The organism is Labrenzia sp. PHM005 (assembly GCF_006517275.1).
In the GTDB taxonomy this organism is placed as follows: domain Bacteria; phylum Pseudomonadota; class Alphaproteobacteria; order Rhizobiales; family Stappiaceae; genus Roseibium.
In genome coordinates, this window is sequence record NZ_CP041191.1 from 5,116,668 (window position 1) to 5,132,683 (window position 16,016).

Sequence of the window (16,016 nt, forward strand, 5' to 3'; positions counted from 1 at the left end):
TAGATCGAAGTGTCGCAGATCCCGTCAATCTTACCGCTACAACGAAGCGCCTTAGACGGGGATCAAGGGCATGCCAAAGAACCAGCCGACACCGTCAATTACCAAAATCACGCCAAAGGCAAGCATAAGACCGACAATAACCCGCTGACCCCATCGATCGAAAAAGCCGCGGATTAGATCCAAAAGAGGCCGACTGCGCTCACCAAACAACAGGCTCACGGCTACAATAACGACAAGCGGCGAAATGAATACGATGTTGTAGGCAAACAAGACCATGACAGTTTGCGCAGTCGCCAAATCACTTCTGAGAACAAGGTCGATTGCGGCAAGGTAAGGTACAGCACCCGGTAATCCGACTATCGTCATGCCAGCCCCTGTAAAAAGCGCCTGGCTTGCCGTCATCGAGGCAGGGGCCGTCTTTTCATCTTGCTTTTCAGGCGTTTTGGTCATTCGAAGACCGAACATGACCAATAAGACACCGACCAGGATTTGAAACATGAGCTCCGCGGTGTTCGGCGCTTGCCAGACCTTAATGGCGTAGTCGTTGATCGCCTCAAACACACTTTGCAAGCCGAACATGACCAAAAGTCCGCAGGCCAGATAAGTAAGAAAAACACCCGCTAATAGGGCCGCGCTTCGAAAAAGAGGGCTTGGGCCTCCAAGCAGGACAATCAAGACCACAATGCAAAGGGGAACAATCGAGGTACTGTCTAACAAAGCAATAGGTGTCAGCACCAGAAGCAGTTCAGCCATTGCAGTCTCCTGAATTCAGCGCACCTAAAAGGTCACTATGACCCTGCGACCAGGATCTGTTTCAATGCCTATCTTTACACCTATCGCGTTCCATAGATAACAATCCTTTGAAGGGATTAGAAATGTCTGCTTTGCAGGCCATACAGCCAAGAGCTGCCTTGCCGTTTTCGGCCCCAAAGCTGCAGTGAGGCGATCCCTGGATGAGTGGCCGCTATGCGTCCTCATTTCGGTCGTTCAGGTCTTCAGCGTCAATATCCAAACCCGGACATTCGCTACAGCCAGAGCTCACGAAAAATAGCCCCCACACGGGAGACTAATAATGTCGGCGATATATATAAAACTATCGGCCATAGGCGAAACGAGGTGTCCAGCTTTTCCCCAGCTCTGCGTCCTCGTCCTCTTCATCAAAGGGATCCTCAGGAAGCAACTCGCTGGACAGCACGGTTAATGTGTAACCGTATTTACCAAGGCCGATAATCTCTACATCGAGTTTGATCTTGCGCGGTCCATCAAACCAGATGGCGAGATCGGTCTCGTCAACGCTGCGCCTAGCACCGAGAACATTCGCCGGATCGGCGTTAAAGCGGCGCGTCGCCCCTTCTGGTAGTGGCGAGCCCTTTTTCAGGAACGCCAACTTGCCCAGGCTCTTGAATGCATCAGAGGTGAAGGCATAGGCGACTTCATCGCCGATGCTGACAATGATGGCCATCGCATACCCTGTTCGCAGACCAAGCCATTTCAATTCCCGACAGCTTTGTTGAGTGTGGCTCGATACTGCTGATGCGGGAGCTTCTCGCCAAGAGCGATCTTCTCGGCTGCATCTCCGGCCAGCAAGCCTGACGGGAAGTGGAAAATGGTACGCTGGTCGAGTTGGAGGCCGGGATTGCTTGGCCCGGACGCAATATCGGCGTGACTTAACGCAGCGGGTGGGTGCCGACACAGGCGCAGGGACTGTTGCTCGATTATCTGCGTAAAATTGCTCTCATTTTTACAGCATAATAGCTCCTGCTTATTCGGTTCACGGCCAGGAAGCAAAGCTGTTCGATTCTTGGTTCTTTTGGCGCCGGGCCCGGTTGCGGTACTTGCCCGGATTGATGTCAGCATATCGAGTAAAAAAGCGGTTGAAATACGCAGGGTCGGAAAAACCGAGGCGAAACGCTATCTGAGCGACCTGAAGCGCGGATACCTCCAGTAATTCCCTTGCTTCACGCATGAGTTCCCGGTGCATATAGGCACGTGGCGACAGACCTGTAGCCTTTCGAACCTCTGCGGCCAATTTGTCCCGCGTTACGCCGATTTTGTCTGCATAACTCCCGATCGTCATGTGCTCAGTCCGGTGCCGGCGTTCGAGCGCGATGAACCTATCGACAACGGACCGGGGGATTGGCCGGGCGGTACTATCCCTGTGCAAATGTCGCCAAACATGGACAAAAAGCAGTGAGCAAATGTTGGACAGCATTTGCTCAGAACCGGGTTTCGTTTCGTAGACTTCCTCTTTCATTGTGAGGAGATAGGACACTGCCAGTTTCATCATGTTTGGATCGGAGCTGGTCTGCGAAAATGGATATCGCAGGTAGATCGGCAGATCCTCACCAGGTGCGCCGTCTGGCATGGTTCGTATCAAGACGTCAGGTGGAATGGCAGCAACAATTGCGCGGGTGGAGGCGTCGAAGACGGCGTTCACATTGGCTTCCTCAGGGATCCACGCAATTTGTCCGCCTTCCAATTCGAGGTTCAGTCTTGTGCTTCTGAGACTACAGTTTCCGCGGGCAAGTGCGATTAACCAATGACGACCCTGATGCTGGTTGAACGTTGTGGCTGCAAGCCGACTTTCAATGTCATGGATCTGAATAGAGAGTAGGGACGATGCACTGCCGAGCGTTTTTCTCATACCAGAAACCTCCTCTATTTCTCTTACAAGTGCAATTAACATCCGTACAAGTGTATTTTTTTCGGGTTTTGTTCGCTCATGATTGAGATGCAGCCGAACGATGAGCTCGAAAAAGGAGCTGGATGAAAGGCTGTTTCAGTTCTGGGAGGACATGAAATGCTGAAATTCACCCGAAGACATATGCTTACGGGCCTTTTGGCTGCGACCACCGCTTTCGGTTTCGCAGCGGTGCCGGGGTTCGCAGATGACCGAAATTCCGTCAAGATCGGATATGCCGTTTCCAAATCCGGTGCCAATGCGACCGGAGCTGGGATCACAACCATTCCCAACTATAAGCTCTGGATAAAAGGCGTGAATGCCTCAGGCGGTTTAGAGCTTCCGGACGGAACACGCCTGCTGATTGAAGTTGTTGAATATGATGACCGAAGTCAGACCGAGGAAGTTGTCCGCGCGATCCAGCGTTTGGCAACCAAGGACAAGGTTGATCTCATTCTTCCGCCCTGGGGTACCGGTTTCAACCTGGCAATCGCGCCATTGATGGACAAATTCGATTATCCGCATCTGGCTGTTACAGCTGTGACAGACAAGGCACCCGAATTTGCCAAGCGTTGGGATAAAAGTTTCTGGTTTCTGGGAGGTGGATCCGACTACGCGGAAGCGCTTGCCGATGTTTTGGGGGCTTCCCGGGACGCCGGGAAAATCAACAATAAAGTTGCCATGATTTCGGTAGCTGACGGGTTCGGTATCGATCTCGTGAATGCCGCACGTCCGGCTCTTGAAGAAAAGGGCTTTGAGCTGGCCTATGACGTGTCATATCCGCTCGGGACTTCGGATTTTGCGGCCATTGTAAACGATGCCCAAAGCAGCGGCGCTGACAGCTTTGTCGCCTTTTCCTATCCTCCGGGCACCTTTGGCGTGACCAAACAGGCTCAGGTTGCCGGTTATAACCCGAAAGTTTTTTATACCGGTGTTGGTGGAGCTTTTCCTGTCTTCAAGAAGATTTCAGGCGGACAGCAGGAAGGTGTAATGGGGATTGGTGGCGTCCAGTCAGGCAGCGAAGCCATCCAGGAGTATTTTGCCAATCACACGGATGTAATCGGCAATCCGCCGGACAGTTGGGCCAGCGCGGTCACCTATACCAGTTTGCAAATACTGCAGGAAGCTATCCGCAGGGTTGGGCTTGATCGCGAGGCAATCGCCGAAGAGATCGCATCTGGTGAGTTCGAAACGATCATGGGCAAAGTTTCTCTTGAGAACAACCAGCTGCGCTCACTGTGGTGGGCAGGGCAATGGCAAGGCGCCACTTTTGCCGCAATAGCACCGGCTGATAGCAACGGAGCAGTGGCTCCTGTCATTCCAAAACCGGCCTGGAGATAACTAAGACTACCGGCTTCCTATGTGGAAGCCGGTATTTGCTCACTGATCGCCCTAGCCGCGGTCTGACACTTGGGTGTTCCCAATGCTTGTATCTAACTTGTTGTTCGGCCTTGTTCTGGGCGGAACATATGCCTTGGTGGCTCTCGGGCTCTCAATGCAATACGGAATTTCAAGAATCATGAACCTTGCCCATGGCGAATTCATGATAGCTGCAGCCTTCTGCGCCTATATCCTGTTTGACTATGCAAACCTGTCGCCTCTCGTGACCTTGTTTATTGCACCTGTTATCGGCTTTGGCGTTTCCTGGCTGATCTACACGGTGATGATGCATCCGCTGGTCAAACGGGCAGCCAGTCGAGGCCAGCTCGAAGCCGATAGCATCCTGGCGACCTTCGGTTTGCTGTTCGTCTTGCAGGGCGTCATGCTTGTTGTATTCGGCAGCGACTTCACCAGCTATTCCTATCTCAATACACCCGTCAATATCTTTGGTGTAATCATCGCTGCAAGCCGGGTGATTGCGCTCGTATTGTCGCTCACACTGGGCGGCGGGCTCTATTTCCTCATCACACATACCCGCTGGGGTGCAACGCTGAGGGCAGTTGCCTTTTCGCCGGAATCTGCTCCGCTTGTTGGCATCGAGGTCGATAAGGTGGCTCGCACGGCATTCGCCATTGGCGGTGCCTTGGCAGCCTCGGGCGGTGTTCTTGTCTCGATGTTCGTGACTTTCTCGGCTGCCGGCGGTGTCGTCTTCACCATGAAGGCCCTGATCATCGTGATCATGGGCGGGGTCGGTAATTTGATGGGCGCGCTTGTTGCCGGATTGACTCTAGGGGTGATCGAGACGTTTGTCACCTCCTACGTTGATCCGGGGCTGTCTCTGGCATCGACCTATCTTCTCTTCATCATCGTGTTGCTGTGGCGGCCCCAGGGGTTGTTCGGCTCGGCCCGGAGCTGAGAAATGACACACGCATATCTTTCTGTCGCCGGAATTTCGGCCGGCCTTGCCGTCTTGATTATGGCTCCAAGTTTTCTTGGCGAATACGAGCTGGGCTTCATGGTCAGCTTGATGAGCTACGTGACCCTTGCGACCGCCTGGGCAATGTTCTCCGGACCGACGCGTTACATCTCACTGGCGACCGTCGCGTTCTTCGGAATCGGTGCTTACACGGTTGCCGTCTTGAATGAGGCACTGCCTTACCCAATCGTTCTTGTTGTCGCCGTATGTCTAGGCGCACTGCTTGCGACCTTCGTCGGTTTCGCAACGCTGCGCTTGGCCGGGATCTATTTTGTGATCTTTTCCTTTGGCCTTGCTGAACTGGTTCGCCAGCTCATCACATGGTTCGAAGTGAATATCACCGGTACACTTGGGCGCTACATCTTCCTGCCCTTCGAGACACAGCATATTTACTGGCAACTCCTGGCTTTGGCAGTGGTGACAATCGGGCTTGGTTTTTGGATCCGCCGCACGCGTCTGGGGCTGGCGTTGAAGGTTATTGGCGATGACGAAGTGGTCGCTGCACATAGCGGTATCGCATTGGCAAGAACCAAGGTGATGCTGTTTGTCCTCAGTGCTTCCCTGATGACCCTTGCAGGAGCAATCCAATCGCCGCGCTGGGTCTATATCGAACCGACCATCGTGTTTAATCCGACAATATCCTTTCTAACCGTGATCATGGCTCTCCTTGGAGGGGCTACACGGCTCTGGGGTCCCACATTGGGGGTCATTCCGTTGCTGATCATCTTCGAATGGCTATCGGCTAGTTTCCCGGATCATTTCTCCATCGTTCTTGGTGTCCTGTTCATTGTGATTGTCTTTGCGCTGCCCAAGGGAGTGCTCAGCGCCCTCGAAGAAAGGATTGCCAAGTTGAGAAAGGAGCGTGTGACATGACACCGCTTTTGAAGCTGAGGGATGTAACCAAACGGTTTGACGGGCTGGTTGCGGTCAATCAAATGGGATTTGACATCGAAAAAGGTGAGGTGGTTGGGCTCCTGGGGCCAAACGGTTCCGGCAAGACCACGCTTATCAACCTGATCTCAGGTGCACTTGCGCCTACTCTGGGATCGATCCGTATCAACGGTAGAGATATTGCGGGGAAAAGGCCGGATGTAATCGCAAGAGCTGGAATTGCCCGCACGTTTCAGCTTGTCCGCATCCTGCCAAGCATGAGCGTACTTGAAAATGCGAGGGTACCGGCGGCTTTCGGGGTCAAGTCCCACTGGGGCAGCGACATCGACAGGATCGCGATGGACTGCCTGAATTTGGTCGGTTTGGTGGATATGGCCGATGCCATGCCAGGTGAACTCACTTACATCGATCAGAAACGGTTGGAATTGGCCCGGGCACTTGCCGCCGAACCAGAGGTGTTACTGCTCGATGAGTGGTTGGCGGGGCTCAATCCGACGGAACTTCAGACCGGCATCGCCCTCATAAAAACGCTGCAATCGACGGGCCTGACCATCCTACTTGTTGAACACATCATGGAAGCTGTCCGGGCGCTGTGTCCACGTTGCGTGGTGATGAACGCGGGCGCGCTGATCGCCGATGGTTCAACCGAAGAAGTCCTGGCCAACCCAAGTGTGATCTCAGCATATCTGGGGGAGGGGCATGATGCTTGACATCAAGAGCTTGAGCGTTCGTTACGGTGCGCATTCCGCCTTGAATAAGGCATCCGTTACGGTAGGCATGGGTGAGACCGTCGCAATTCTCGGTGCCAACGGTGCCGGTAAATCGTCTCTTTTAAAAGCCATCGCTGGGTTGCTGGCTCCGGTGCCTGGCAGTTCCATCAAGTTGAACGATGAGGAATTGGTTGGGCTTCCAGCTCATGAAATTGTTGAACGTGGGATCGTAACCGTGCCGGAGGGGCGTGGGGTATTTGGCGCGATGAGCGTTGAAGAGAACCTGTTGCTTGGTGGGCATCCTTTGCGTGCAAGGAACGGTGAACAGGCCAGAAAATCTGAGGTCTATGACTTGTTCCCGCGTTTGGCCGAACGCCGGCACCAGCTTGTACAAACCATGTCAGGCGGGGAACAGCAGATGGTCGCCATTGGCAGGGCGCTCATGTCTCGGCCTGACGTCGTTCTTCTTGATGAACCAAGCCTCGGACTTGCCCCGATCGTCATCGGTCATGTGTTTGAAACACTTCAAGGAGTTAAGGCCTCAGGCCTGACGATTGTTATCGTCGAGCAGAATGTAAAAGCCAGTTTGAGGCTCGCAGACCGCGGTTACCTGATTGAAGCGGGAAGAATTGTTGGAAGCGGAACCGCGAAGGAACTCAGATCCGACGATGCAGTTCAACGCGCGTTCCTGGGCGGAACAGCTGCGACATTGTCATCAAGTACAGAGGATAAACAATGAATACTACACAATTATTGATCAATGGACGAAAGACCGATGCCAGTGACGGGCAGGTGTTTGAGTGCAAGAACCCTGTGACCGGAGATGTGGCAACAATCGCTCCGGCTGCAACCCAGGAAGATGCCGTTCGTGCAGTGGACGCCGCCGCCCAGGCTTTTCCGGGGTGGGCCAAAACCACGCCGCGAGAAAGACGGAATTATCTGTTGGCCGCAGCAAATGCTCTGCAAGCACGAAGCGAAGATCTTGTTGCTGCCATGAAAGATGAAATCGGAGCGACGGAAGCCTGGGCCCGGTTCAATATCGGTCTTGCGGCGGAAATGTTCGTAGAGGCAGCCTCAGTAACAACCCAGATCAAGGGTGAAATCATTCCAACAAACCGTCCCGGTTCGACTTCGATGGCAATTCGCCAGCCCGCCGGTGTCGTCTTGGCTATGGCACCCTGGAACGCACCGGTTATTCTCGGTGTACGTGCGCTCGCCCTGCCGCTGGCCTGTGGTAACACGGTTGTTCTAAAATCGTCCGAGCTGTGTCCGCAAACACATGGGCTGATTGTGGAAGCATTGATTGATGCACATTTTCCAGGCGGTGTCGTCAATGCGATTTCAAACAGGCCTGGAGATGCCCCGAATGTTGTCGAAACACTGATTGCTCAACCAGCTGTCCGGCGTATCAATTTCACAGGATCTACCCGGGTAGGACGTATCATAGCCGAGACCGCAGGACGTTATCTCAAACCTGCTCTTTTGGAATTGGGCGGCAAAGCGCCGTTGATCGTTCTGGAAGATGCCGATCTGGATGCTGCTGCAGCTGCCGCCGGGTTTGGGGCTTTCATGAACCAGGGTCAAATCTGCATGTCTACGGAACGAATTATCGTTCTTGATTGCGTCGCAGAAGCATTTGTTGAGAAATTTGCAGCAAAAGTGGCGTCTTTGACTGCCGGAGACCCCAGAGACGCGCAGTATCCACTGGGATCCATGATCAGTGAAGAGGCGGCAACAAGGGTCGGTTCTCTGGTTGAGGATGCCGTTAAAAAGGGTGCAAAGATCATTGCTGGCGGCGGCGGGCGTGGATCACTCATGAATGCCGTTGCGCTCGACCATGTTGGCCCGTCTATGCGACTTTACAGCGAAGAAAGCTTTGGTCCTGTAGCATCCATCATTCGAGTTGCGAGCGTGGATGAAGCGGTTTCAATAGCGAATGAAAGCGAATTTGGCCTGTCATCTGCCGTCTTTGGCCGTGATCATAATCGTGCCATGGCAGTCGCGCAGAGAATTGAAAGCGGGATTTGCCACATCAATGGACCGACTGTTCATGACGAAGCACAGGTTCCTTTCGGTGGCGTAAAGTCTTCCGGATACGGCCGGTTTGGAAGTGCAGCTGGTATCGACGAATTCACCGAAGTCCGTTGGATAACTGTACAAGACGGCCCGCTACACTATCCAATTTAGGAACTTATCAGGGGCGATAGGGTGTGCCCCAAGTTGGCACATCTTAGATATCTAGTTGTAAGTAGGTCTATGATCGTGTTGAACCGCTCCGCCGCGGCCATGGATCAACCGGCGAAATGTTAATCCGATCTGTTCGACCAATCGGACTTGGTGATGTGCCTATCATTTAATACTCCGGACGTGGGCCAGAATATTTCTGGCTCAAATGATGAGTGTAGGTTGTGTAACGAATAGATTTATCATAACGATTCGATATGAATTAGAGTGAATGCCCGGCTTGTGCTTGCCGAAACAACCCGTGTTCAAAGTCAATCTGAAGAGCAGTTACTTGATCCGATGGGATGATACTAAGCCCAAAACAATTTCCGCCCGAACCAGACATTTGTTTGTTTCGCAGCGAATGACCGCTCCCCGCCCATCCTGTGAAATCACTGCATCTGCGATAAACGTCGGCTTGCGAGATGCGGTCGCAGACCTGCAAATGCCCAAACCGGGGACGCGAAGCGGCCGCAGTGTTGCAAATGATAACCGATCGACTTCAGCTGGTCGTTCTCTGCGTCAGCCTGCTGCATATCTCTGCACCAGATATGACTTGCTGCGCTCGGCCCAAGGAAGCTAATGGTGGTTTCAGCGCCCATGCAACGGATTCCTCTGCTTTTTCTGCGGTGCGAACTGAAGTTGCTTTGTGACTTCATTTCCGGGAGTGTTTCCGGCTCCCGGGGCGCCACTTTTAAATGAAGACCTGCCCGCCTCATTTTGCGGGCTTCGCTCAGTGGAACCACCCGACCGGAGGGTTCCAGGTTTTTTTACACCTGAGCGGAGACCGGAATGAATATTCTTCCTGACTGGATATCGTCACCCAGGCGCCAAAAGGCGGCACCTGTCCCATCAAAGCCAGGGACGGCCTTGCCCTCTCAACCCGGGTCGACCATTGTCGTCGATTCCGCGCATGGTCAAACGAACAGTCCGGTACCGAAGGGCACTGCAGGTCAGCTGCCGCGCCCTGCCAATGCGCCCTTCATACCTTCGGCCAGGCAGCTTGAGATCTTGAACCTCCTTGCCATGCCAAACGGCATCCGGAGTTCAATCCTTGCGGAAAAACTCGGCTGGAAGACCCCAAGCGTCCGGGCAGCCATCAGCCGGCTTCGTGCCGCCGGGTTTATAATCGAGACCCTGAGCTCTGCAACCACCACGGAGACCGTCTATCGGTGGCGCAGATCGCCTGTAACGCCCCCCGCAGTGGCAGCGGACGCATAAGCATGGAGGCCTGTTCAAGACAGCCACTGTCCGCTCACTCTGCGGATGTGGACAATGCCGTCGTTCCGCAGACTGACACCAAACAGAGTGAACGAGAAGCAGCGGTTCGAGACTGGACCGACCGGTTCGGCAGGCGTCCGCCCAAAAACCTCTCAACTGTGTTCATGCGCCGTGCCCTGTCGTTTGAACACCAATGCGCCCAGAGCCCAGCCCTCAAACGGCTTTCAACGCGCCTTCAAAAGGATTTTAAGATCGATTTGAAGGCGGGCACGTCCCGCTCAAACCTGGCCGTGGGGTGTCATCTTGTCCGCCAGTGGAACGGCCGGGCCTACCAGGTCGACGTGACGGCGGACGGCTTTGTCCTGGATGGCAAGTCCTACCGCTCGCTCTCTGCCATTGCCAAAAAGATCACAGGAACAAACTGGTCCGGACCACGGTTTTTTGGCCTGAACGGACGCAGGGCTTTTGTGTCTGACGGTGCAGGGGGCCAGAGATGACAGAGGACCGGTCATGAACAAGATCCGCTGTGCCATCTACACACGAAAATCGTCTGACGAAGGCCTGGATCAGGACTTCAACTCATTGGATGCACAGCGGGAGGCTTGCAGCGCCTATATCGCCAGCCAAAAGCATGAAGGCTGGGTGCTCCTCGATGGACGCTATGATGATGGCGGATTGTCCGGCGGCACGATGAACCGCCCGGCCTTGCAGAGGCTTCTTCAAGATGTTGACGACGGCCTGGTGGACCAGATCGTCGTCTACAAGATCGACCGGTTGACGCGGTCACTCACTGACTTCGCCAAACTGGTTGACCGGCTGGACCGGCGCGATGCTTCCTTTGTCTCGGTGACGCAGAGCTTCAACACCGCCACCAGCATGGGCCGGCTGACCTTGAACGTGCTGCTTTCCTTTGCGCAATTCGAGCGGGAGGTCACCGCAGAACGGATCAGGGACAAGATTGCGGCCTCCAAGAAAAAAGGCATGTGGATGGGAGGTCTGGTGCCACTCGGCTACCGGGCGCGCGGCAGAACGCTGGAGATTGAAGCCGAAGAGGCGAAGACCATAACAAAGCTGTTTGCGCTGTATCTGGAGCTCGGCACCGTTGCTGCGGTTAAGGACCGGGCTGACCAGCTCAAGCTGACCACCCGCAAACGCACCACAAAGTCCGGTAAAGCGTTCGGCGGCAAACCGTTTGATGTCTCCCACCTTCATGCCATTCTCACCAACCCGATTTACTGTGGCAAAATCCGGCACAAGAAACACATCCATGACGGGCTGCATCCGGCCATTGTCGATCCGGCCACTTGGGAGACCGTCCAGCAGCTGATGGCAAGCAAGGCGCCCTACGAACGGAGCAAGGGAACGAGAGCGACAGCCCCCTCCCCGCTGCTGGGCAAGCTATTTGATGAGGCAGGCCGGAAGATGGTGCCGAGCCATGCCAACAAACAGGGAAAGCGGTACCGGTATTATGTGTCTGCAGACCTGATCAAGCCGGCATCCATGGGCAGTGATCCACGCTCAGGCACCGCAAAAAAGAGTGACGGATGGCGATTGCCGGCGGCTGATCTGGAAACCAGGCTGTCAGCAGCCATCCGCCAACACCTGACGGCCACAGGAGCGGTTGGGCTCCTTGGCAACGAGGATGTCGATATCGCCCGTATCCATCAAGTCGATGAGAAGCTCGTGGAGTTGCGGAAAACGCCCGATGTCGCGGTGTTCAAACTCCTCAAGCGCTGCACTTTACGGCCTGGTCAAATAGCACTGGAGGTGGATGGTGATGCGCTGTCCGCGCGCTTCGAGATCCCCAAGGCCGAGTTCGACCCTGAAGCCCTTGAGACCACACTTGCCTTCACCCGGCGCAAGCGCGGTGTGGAGGCCAAGCTGATCATCGGATCCAGCAAGGACAGGTCCAACCCATCAACTGGTTCGACGACAGCAACAGACAAAACGCTCATCAAGAACATCAGGTCAGCCAATCGGTGGTACCGGGCTGTTCAAGACGGGAAAAGCTTTACCGAGATTGCCAACACCGAAGGCACATCCCCCAATACCGTTCAGCGGGTGATACCGCTGGCGTTCCTGGCGCCGGACATCGTCAGAGATATTTTCCAAGGCAAGCAGCCCGTGTCACTTACGTCAGACTGGCTGTTGCGCCAAACGCTGCCAGGCGGCTTCGACGACCAGCGTGACCTTATCCATACGCTCCGCTAATCCTGCCGCTCTCAAACCCCATGCGGTAAAACAGCAAACTGAGACTTTTGCGGTTCAGCGCCGGAAAAACGGGCCCACCTGCCCTCACCAGCAAAACAGAGACAGCACAAGTCGCTGATAAACCGAACGGTTATCACAGGGACAAATGGAACTATCTGAAAATACAGGAGATTGGCTGGGGTGGCTGGATTCGAACCAGCGCATGCCGGTACCAAAAACCGGTGCCTTACCGCTTGGCTACACCCCAACGCCGTGGAAAGGGTGTATACCTATCCCGGTCCTGGAACGCAAGCCTCTGACCCCGGTTTCTTTTGCCCCTGTTTGAGGGTTTTCCCCAGCTCCCTGTCGCGCAACGAGAAATGCGCGGATTTCTTTGGTTTTTACACGCCGTCATTTATCGCCGGCACCGGTAGAACAACGAAAAAATGACCTTAGAAACCTGAAACTATTCACAGTTTTAAAAAAGTCCGGCCACCTTCTGCAAAATCCTTGCGCAGCTTTGGAAGCTTTGCTAAATGACCGTCCACGCAGCGTGGCCTTGCCCCGTTGTTCCCGATGGATTTAAATGAAAATCCAAATCTTTTGTCGGAGTGTAGCGCAGCCTGGTAGCGCACCTCGTTCGGGACGAGGGGGTCGGAGGTTCGAATCCTCTCACTCCGACCATTTTCTTCTCTTTGTAAACTGCTGTCTCTTAAAGGTTCCCTGTGCGTGGCGTTACAGCTTGTGGCGTCAGGTAGAACTGCAGATCGACCATTTGCCACTTGCACTCCGGCAAACAACCAAGAATGCCCTGCGTTGATCCGAATTCAATGCCCGCATGGAAATGCGCCTTTAGACCGGAACAGGCCGAGATGTTTTTTCTTTGTTTCAAGATTCAGGCTCCGGCGATTTGACGGCCGATTTCGGCCGCCGCCTTGCGCATGATCTCCGTTACGTCCTTAAGGTCCGGCGCCGGATAGTTGTCGATCCGTTCAATATAGGGGCAGGTCAGGGCCGCGATTGCACTTCCTGAGGGATCGAGGATGGGAAACGAGATATTTGTTGTGCCGCGCACCGTTCCGGAGGCTTCAACAGCACATCCTTTGGCCCGGAGTTTGGCCAGATCGGCAATGAACGCGGCTTCCTCCAAGGCCACCTCGCCTTTCACCAGCTGATGCCCTCTGATCATCTGCAATTGCTGATCAGACGATTGAAAGGCAGCCAAAACGCGGCCGGATCCGGTGTTGTACAAACCGATGATCGAACCGGTACGCAGGGACTGACGCCAATTGCCGGGGGCAGAATAGGACGAGACAATTACGATATCGCCGTCTTGCCATTGCGCAAGCTGCGCGGATTGCTCTGCTTCGAGGCAAAGAGCGCGCATGAGCGGCTCGGCAATGTCGAGAACACGCCGGCGCGGTGGATGCTGGTTGGCGAGGACCAGAAGCTTCAACGACAACATGTACCGGTCCCCTTCCGGGGTCCGGGTCACGTAGCCACGCCGGACCAAAGTGTCGAGCATCCGATAATTTTCATTCGTTGTTCGATCCAACGCCTTTGCGATTTCCGCCTGGTTTAACCCCCCGGCGGAATTCGCCAAAAGCTCCAATATATCCAGACCCTTATCCAACGCCGGCGCGCGGTACTTGTCGGATTTCTCCACGCCTGATTCCCCAATTGTCCTTCGATTGCCGACACATTGACCGAAATTTCAGATTGACACAACCTCATCATTCACTAATAAATGACTCCATCAAATATGAATTAACGTCAAATTCAGAGGCAAGATCAGCCGTGGGATACCGGGAAAATCGCTGACCTTGGAGGCAACAACAGCGATGGCATCGGACTTCAGAGATTTTGAGGAGGTCCGTTCAGGCGGTGTTGCTTGGCAGGCCACAAAAACGCGCTGCTTTGCACGTTCAGCACCTGGTGGGAGGAAACAACAGGTGCGGGACTGAAGATGCCTTTCGCCTGAAGGAAGCAGCCGGCCGACCAATGGGAGCGCCAGGACATCATCAACGGGATCTTCGACAAAAAGTCATGAGAAAGTGGGAGATGACTTCAGATTGTTTGGTCTTGCCGCAGAACGCGGCAGCTAACCGGGGCTCTTCAGAAACCCGCGAACGGCCAGCAATCCCCAATCAGTTGTTAAGAGGAGGAATACGAATGAAACTGGGTGGCTTATTTAATTTCGCAGCGGGCGCAACATTGACGCTTGCCGCTTCGACTGTAGCCGTGTCTGCACAAGAAGTGCTTCGTTTCGGGCACGTTTATGAAGCGTCCACGCCCTACCATGCGGCGATGGTCAATGCCGCGGATCTTTTGAAGGCGAAGACCGAGGGACGCTACACAATGGAGGTGTTTCCGGCATCCCAACTTGGTAAGGAAACCGCGCTCAACGAAGCTTTGTCGCTTGGAACCGTTGACGCGATTTACACAGGTGTTGCGTTCCTCGGTCAGTCCTACGGCCCAATCTCCATCTCTGATTATCCCTTCACAATGCGATCCTATGACCATTGGAAAGCCTATGTAAATTCAGACCTTTTTGCTGAGATGGCGGGAGCCTACAAAGACATCTCCGGCAACACGATTGCAGCGATGACCTATTACGGGGCCCGGCATGTGACATCCAACAAGCCAATCCTTCAACCGTCCGACATGGACGGCTTGAAAATCCGGACGCCAAACGCCGCCGCTTATCAGATGTTTCCGAAAGCGACCGGGGCAAATCCAACACCAATGGCTTTTGCCGAGGTCTATTTGGCGCTCCAACAAGGGGTCGTGGATGCTCAGGAAAATCCGCTTCCCACAATTCAATTCAAGAAATTCTATGAAGTTCAGTCGAACATCAATTTGACCGGCCATATCACCAATTCACTGGCGGTCGTTGTCTCTCCGGTCACCCTGGCCAAGATGGGCGCTGATGGTCCACTTTTCCTGGAAGCCCTGGTTGAAGCTGCGTCGGCAACATCGGATGAAATCGTTCAATCTGAAGCAGCACTTGTCGATTGGTTCCGCGAACAGGGTGTAACCGTCAACGAAGTTGATCGTAAGCCGTTCATGGACGCCGTGGCTCCGCTACTGTCCGGCAACGATGTTCCGTGGGATGCCGAAGTCTTCGCCCGCCTCCAATCCATCGAAGAATAAGAGCACACCCAGGCCCGGCCAACTGCCGGGCCTGGAAATATTATGATGGGCTTGGGGGGAACCATGACCGACACACACGCGCCACCTGATATCGATTTCGAAACGCTGGCCTCTGAGGACGATGATCACTTCAAATCCTATCGGATCTTTGCCGCCGACTATGTCCTGATAGCTGTCTTCGCAATGCTGTTCGGAGTGGTGTTTCTGCAATTTTTTACGCGCTACATACTGAACGACTCTGTGTCGTGGACAGAAGAAGCCGCCCGATACCTGCTGATACTGCTGAGCTTTGCAGGTGCGATCCGGTGCCAGGTCATGGGATCCAATATCGCACTTGAATTCGTGGACAAATACTACGGCCGCGCGATCACCTTCGTTCATCTTTTCGCGCTTGCGGCAACCATTGTTTTGTTTGCAGTCTTGGCCTGGTCCGCTTTGGATTTGATCCAAAGGACAGCGTTCCAAAACATGGTGTCCCTACCGTTTCCCAAATACTACCTCTACGCCACCGTCATGGGGCTTGTCCTCGTGAACCTTTGTGTCATGGCGGCCCAATTGGCTCGCCGTACTTTGGCGATAAAAGCGAGCTGAC

16 protein-coding genes and 2 tRNA genes are annotated in these 16,016 nt (G+C 54.3%); 12 read left to right on the top strand and 6 right to left on the bottom strand.

All coding sequences use genetic code 11. The features are described 5' to 3' along the window. Positions 1-51 precede the first annotated feature (51 nt). The 3 genes from FJ695_RS23145 to FJ695_RS23155 all read right to left on the bottom strand — a co-directional run bounded on the left by FJ695_RS23145 (position 52) and on the right by FJ695_RS23155 (position 2,644). Complete coding sequence (locus FJ695_RS23145; RefSeq protein WP_141187640.1) at positions 52-753, bottom strand: GAP family protein; 702 nt, start codon at positions 751-753, stop codon at positions 52-54. Between the two features lie 340 nt (positions 754-1,093). Continuing rightward, positions 1,094-1,462 (bottom strand): hypothetical protein, encoded by a 369-nt coding sequence (locus FJ695_RS23150; protein ID WP_247653718.1) that lies wholly within the window; start codon positions 1,460-1,462, stop codon positions 1,094-1,096. A gap of 309 nt (positions 1,463-1,771) precedes the next feature. After that, positions 1,772-2,644: a helix-turn-helix domain-containing protein gene (locus tag FJ695_RS23155; RefSeq protein WP_168206468.1), complete on the bottom strand. Its 873-nt coding sequence runs from the start codon at positions 2,642-2,644 to the stop codon at positions 1,772-1,774. 156 nt (positions 2,645-2,800) lie between these two features. Here FJ695_RS23155 and FJ695_RS23160 point away from each other — a divergent pair, with 156 nt between their 5' ends. From FJ695_RS23160 to FJ695_RS23200, 9 genes are all read left to right on the top strand, one after another. Beyond that, positions 2,801-4,021 carry an amino acid ABC transporter substrate-binding protein gene (locus FJ695_RS23160; protein ID WP_141187642.1) on the top strand — a complete coding sequence of 407 codons (1,221 nt, stop codon included), beginning with the start codon at positions 2,801-2,803 and terminating at the stop codon, positions 4,019-4,021. 82 nt (positions 4,022-4,103) lie between these two features. After that, entirely contained in the window at positions 4,104-4,976 is an 873-nt protein-coding gene (locus FJ695_RS23165) for a branched-chain amino acid ABC transporter permease (protein ID WP_141187643.1), read from the top strand. A gap of 3 nt (positions 4,977-4,979) precedes the next feature. Beyond that, positions 4,980-5,909: a branched-chain amino acid ABC transporter permease gene (locus FJ695_RS23170; protein ID WP_141187644.1), complete on the top strand. Its 930-nt coding sequence runs from the start codon at positions 4,980-4,982 to the stop codon at positions 5,907-5,909. After that, positions 5,906-6,637: an ABC transporter ATP-binding protein gene (locus FJ695_RS23175; RefSeq protein ID WP_141187645.1), complete on the top strand. Its 732-nt coding sequence runs from the start codon at positions 5,906-5,908 to the stop codon at positions 6,635-6,637. Before FJ695_RS23170 ends, FJ695_RS23175 begins: the two co-directional genes overlap by 4 nt. After that, entirely contained in the window at positions 6,630-7,376 is a 747-nt protein-coding gene (locus FJ695_RS23180) for an ABC transporter ATP-binding protein (protein WP_141188897.1), read from the top strand. Before FJ695_RS23175 ends, FJ695_RS23180 begins: the two co-directional genes overlap by 8 nt. Continuing rightward, positions 7,373-8,824: an aldehyde dehydrogenase gene (locus tag FJ695_RS23185; protein WP_141187646.1), complete on the top strand. Its 1,452-nt coding sequence runs from the start codon at positions 7,373-7,375 to the stop codon at positions 8,822-8,824. The genes FJ695_RS23180 and FJ695_RS23185 overlap by 4 nt, the downstream gene beginning before the upstream one ends. A gap of 828 nt (positions 8,825-9,652) precedes the next feature. Beyond that, entirely contained in the window at positions 9,653-10,081 is a 429-nt protein-coding gene (locus tag FJ695_RS23190) for a DUF3489 domain-containing protein (protein WP_141187647.1), read from the top strand. A gap of 2 nt (positions 10,082-10,083) precedes the next feature. Next, on the top strand, positions 10,084-10,578 hold the full coding sequence (locus tag FJ695_RS23195; protein WP_141187648.1) for a DUF2924 domain-containing protein: 495 nt from the start codon (positions 10,084-10,086) through the stop codon (positions 10,576-10,578). Between the two features lie 13 nt (positions 10,579-10,591). Continuing rightward, positions 10,592-12,292: a recombinase family protein gene (locus tag FJ695_RS23200; RefSeq protein ID WP_141187649.1), complete on the top strand. Its 1,701-nt coding sequence runs from the start codon at positions 10,592-10,594 to the stop codon at positions 12,290-12,292. Between the two features lie 172 nt (positions 12,293-12,464). Here FJ695_RS23200 and FJ695_RS23205 read toward each other — a convergent pair. After that, a tRNA-Gln gene (locus tag FJ695_RS23205) sits at positions 12,465-12,539 on the bottom strand. Positions 12,540-12,878: 339 nt separating this feature from the next. Between FJ695_RS23205 and FJ695_RS23210 the strand changes: the two genes are divergently transcribed. Next, positions 12,879-12,955: transfer RNA gene (locus FJ695_RS23210), tRNA-Pro, on the top strand. Positions 12,956-12,983: 28 nt separating this feature from the next. On the opposite strand, the gene FJ695_RS23215 is transcribed toward FJ695_RS23210, so the two are convergent. Together FJ695_RS23215 and FJ695_RS23220 are read right to left on the bottom strand one after the other, a co-directional pair. After that, on the bottom strand, positions 12,984-13,163 hold the full coding sequence (locus tag FJ695_RS23215) for a hypothetical protein (RefSeq protein WP_141187650.1): 180 nt from the start codon (positions 13,161-13,163) through the stop codon (positions 12,984-12,986). A gap of 3 nt (positions 13,164-13,166) precedes the next feature. Next, positions 13,167-13,937: an IclR family transcriptional regulator gene (locus FJ695_RS23220; RefSeq protein ID WP_209010790.1), complete on the bottom strand. Its 771-nt coding sequence runs from the start codon at positions 13,935-13,937 to the stop codon at positions 13,167-13,169. A gap of 506 nt (positions 13,938-14,443) precedes the next feature. On the opposite strand from FJ695_RS23220, the gene FJ695_RS23225 reads away from it, so the two are divergent. Both FJ695_RS23225 and FJ695_RS23230 read left to right on the top strand, forming a co-directional pair. Further along, positions 14,444-15,424 carry a sialic acid TRAP transporter substrate-binding protein SiaP gene (locus FJ695_RS23225; RefSeq protein WP_141187652.1) on the top strand — a complete coding sequence of 327 codons (981 nt, stop codon included), beginning with the start codon at positions 14,444-14,446 and terminating at the stop codon, positions 15,422-15,424. A gap of 63 nt (positions 15,425-15,487) precedes the next feature. Next, the gene (locus FJ695_RS23230) at positions 15,488-16,015 is read left to right on the top strand and encodes a TRAP transporter small permease (protein ID WP_168206469.1); all 528 of its coding nucleotides are present in this window, start codon (positions 15,488-15,490) and stop codon (positions 16,013-16,015) included. Position 16,016 lies beyond the last annotated feature (1 nt).

Coding starts and splice junctions, on each gene's coding strand:
- FJ695_RS23145 (WP_141187640.1), bottom strand. CDS start 753: ATGGCTGAACTGCTTCTGGTGCTGACACCTATTGCTTTGTTAGACAGT.
- FJ695_RS23150 (WP_247653718.1), bottom strand. CDS start 1,462: ATGGCCATCATTGTCAGCATCGGCGATGAAGTCGCCTATGCCTTCACC.
- FJ695_RS23155 (WP_168206468.1), bottom strand. CDS start 2,644: ATGAGAAAAACGCTCGGCAGTGCATCGTCCCTACTCTCTATTCAGATC.
- FJ695_RS23160 (WP_141187642.1), top strand. CDS start 2,801: ATGCTGAAATTCACCCGAAGACATATGCTTACGGGCCTTTTGGCTGCG.
- FJ695_RS23165 (WP_141187643.1), top strand. CDS start 4,104: ATGCTTGTATCTAACTTGTTGTTCGGCCTTGTTCTGGGCGGAACATAT.
- FJ695_RS23170 (WP_141187644.1), top strand. CDS start 4,980: ATGACACACGCATATCTTTCTGTCGCCGGAATTTCGGCCGGCCTTGCC.
- FJ695_RS23175 (WP_141187645.1), top strand. CDS start 5,906: ATGACACCGCTTTTGAAGCTGAGGGATGTAACCAAACGGTTTGACGGG.
- FJ695_RS23180 (WP_141188897.1), top strand. CDS start 6,630: ATGCTTGACATCAAGAGCTTGAGCGTTCGTTACGGTGCGCATTCCGCC.
- FJ695_RS23185 (WP_141187646.1), top strand. CDS start 7,373: ATGAATACTACACAATTATTGATCAATGGACGAAAGACCGATGCCAGT.
- FJ695_RS23190 (WP_141187647.1), top strand. CDS start 9,653: ATGAATATTCTTCCTGACTGGATATCGTCACCCAGGCGCCAAAAGGCG.
- FJ695_RS23195 (WP_141187648.1), top strand. CDS start 10,084: ATGGAGGCCTGTTCAAGACAGCCACTGTCCGCTCACTCTGCGGATGTG.
- FJ695_RS23200 (WP_141187649.1), top strand. CDS start 10,592: ATGAACAAGATCCGCTGTGCCATCTACACACGAAAATCGTCTGACGAA.
- FJ695_RS23225 (WP_141187652.1), top strand. CDS start 14,444: ATGAAACTGGGTGGCTTATTTAATTTCGCAGCGGGCGCAACATTGACG.
- FJ695_RS23230 (WP_168206469.1), top strand. CDS start 15,488: ATGACCGACACACACGCGCCACCTGATATCGATTTCGAAACGCTGGCC.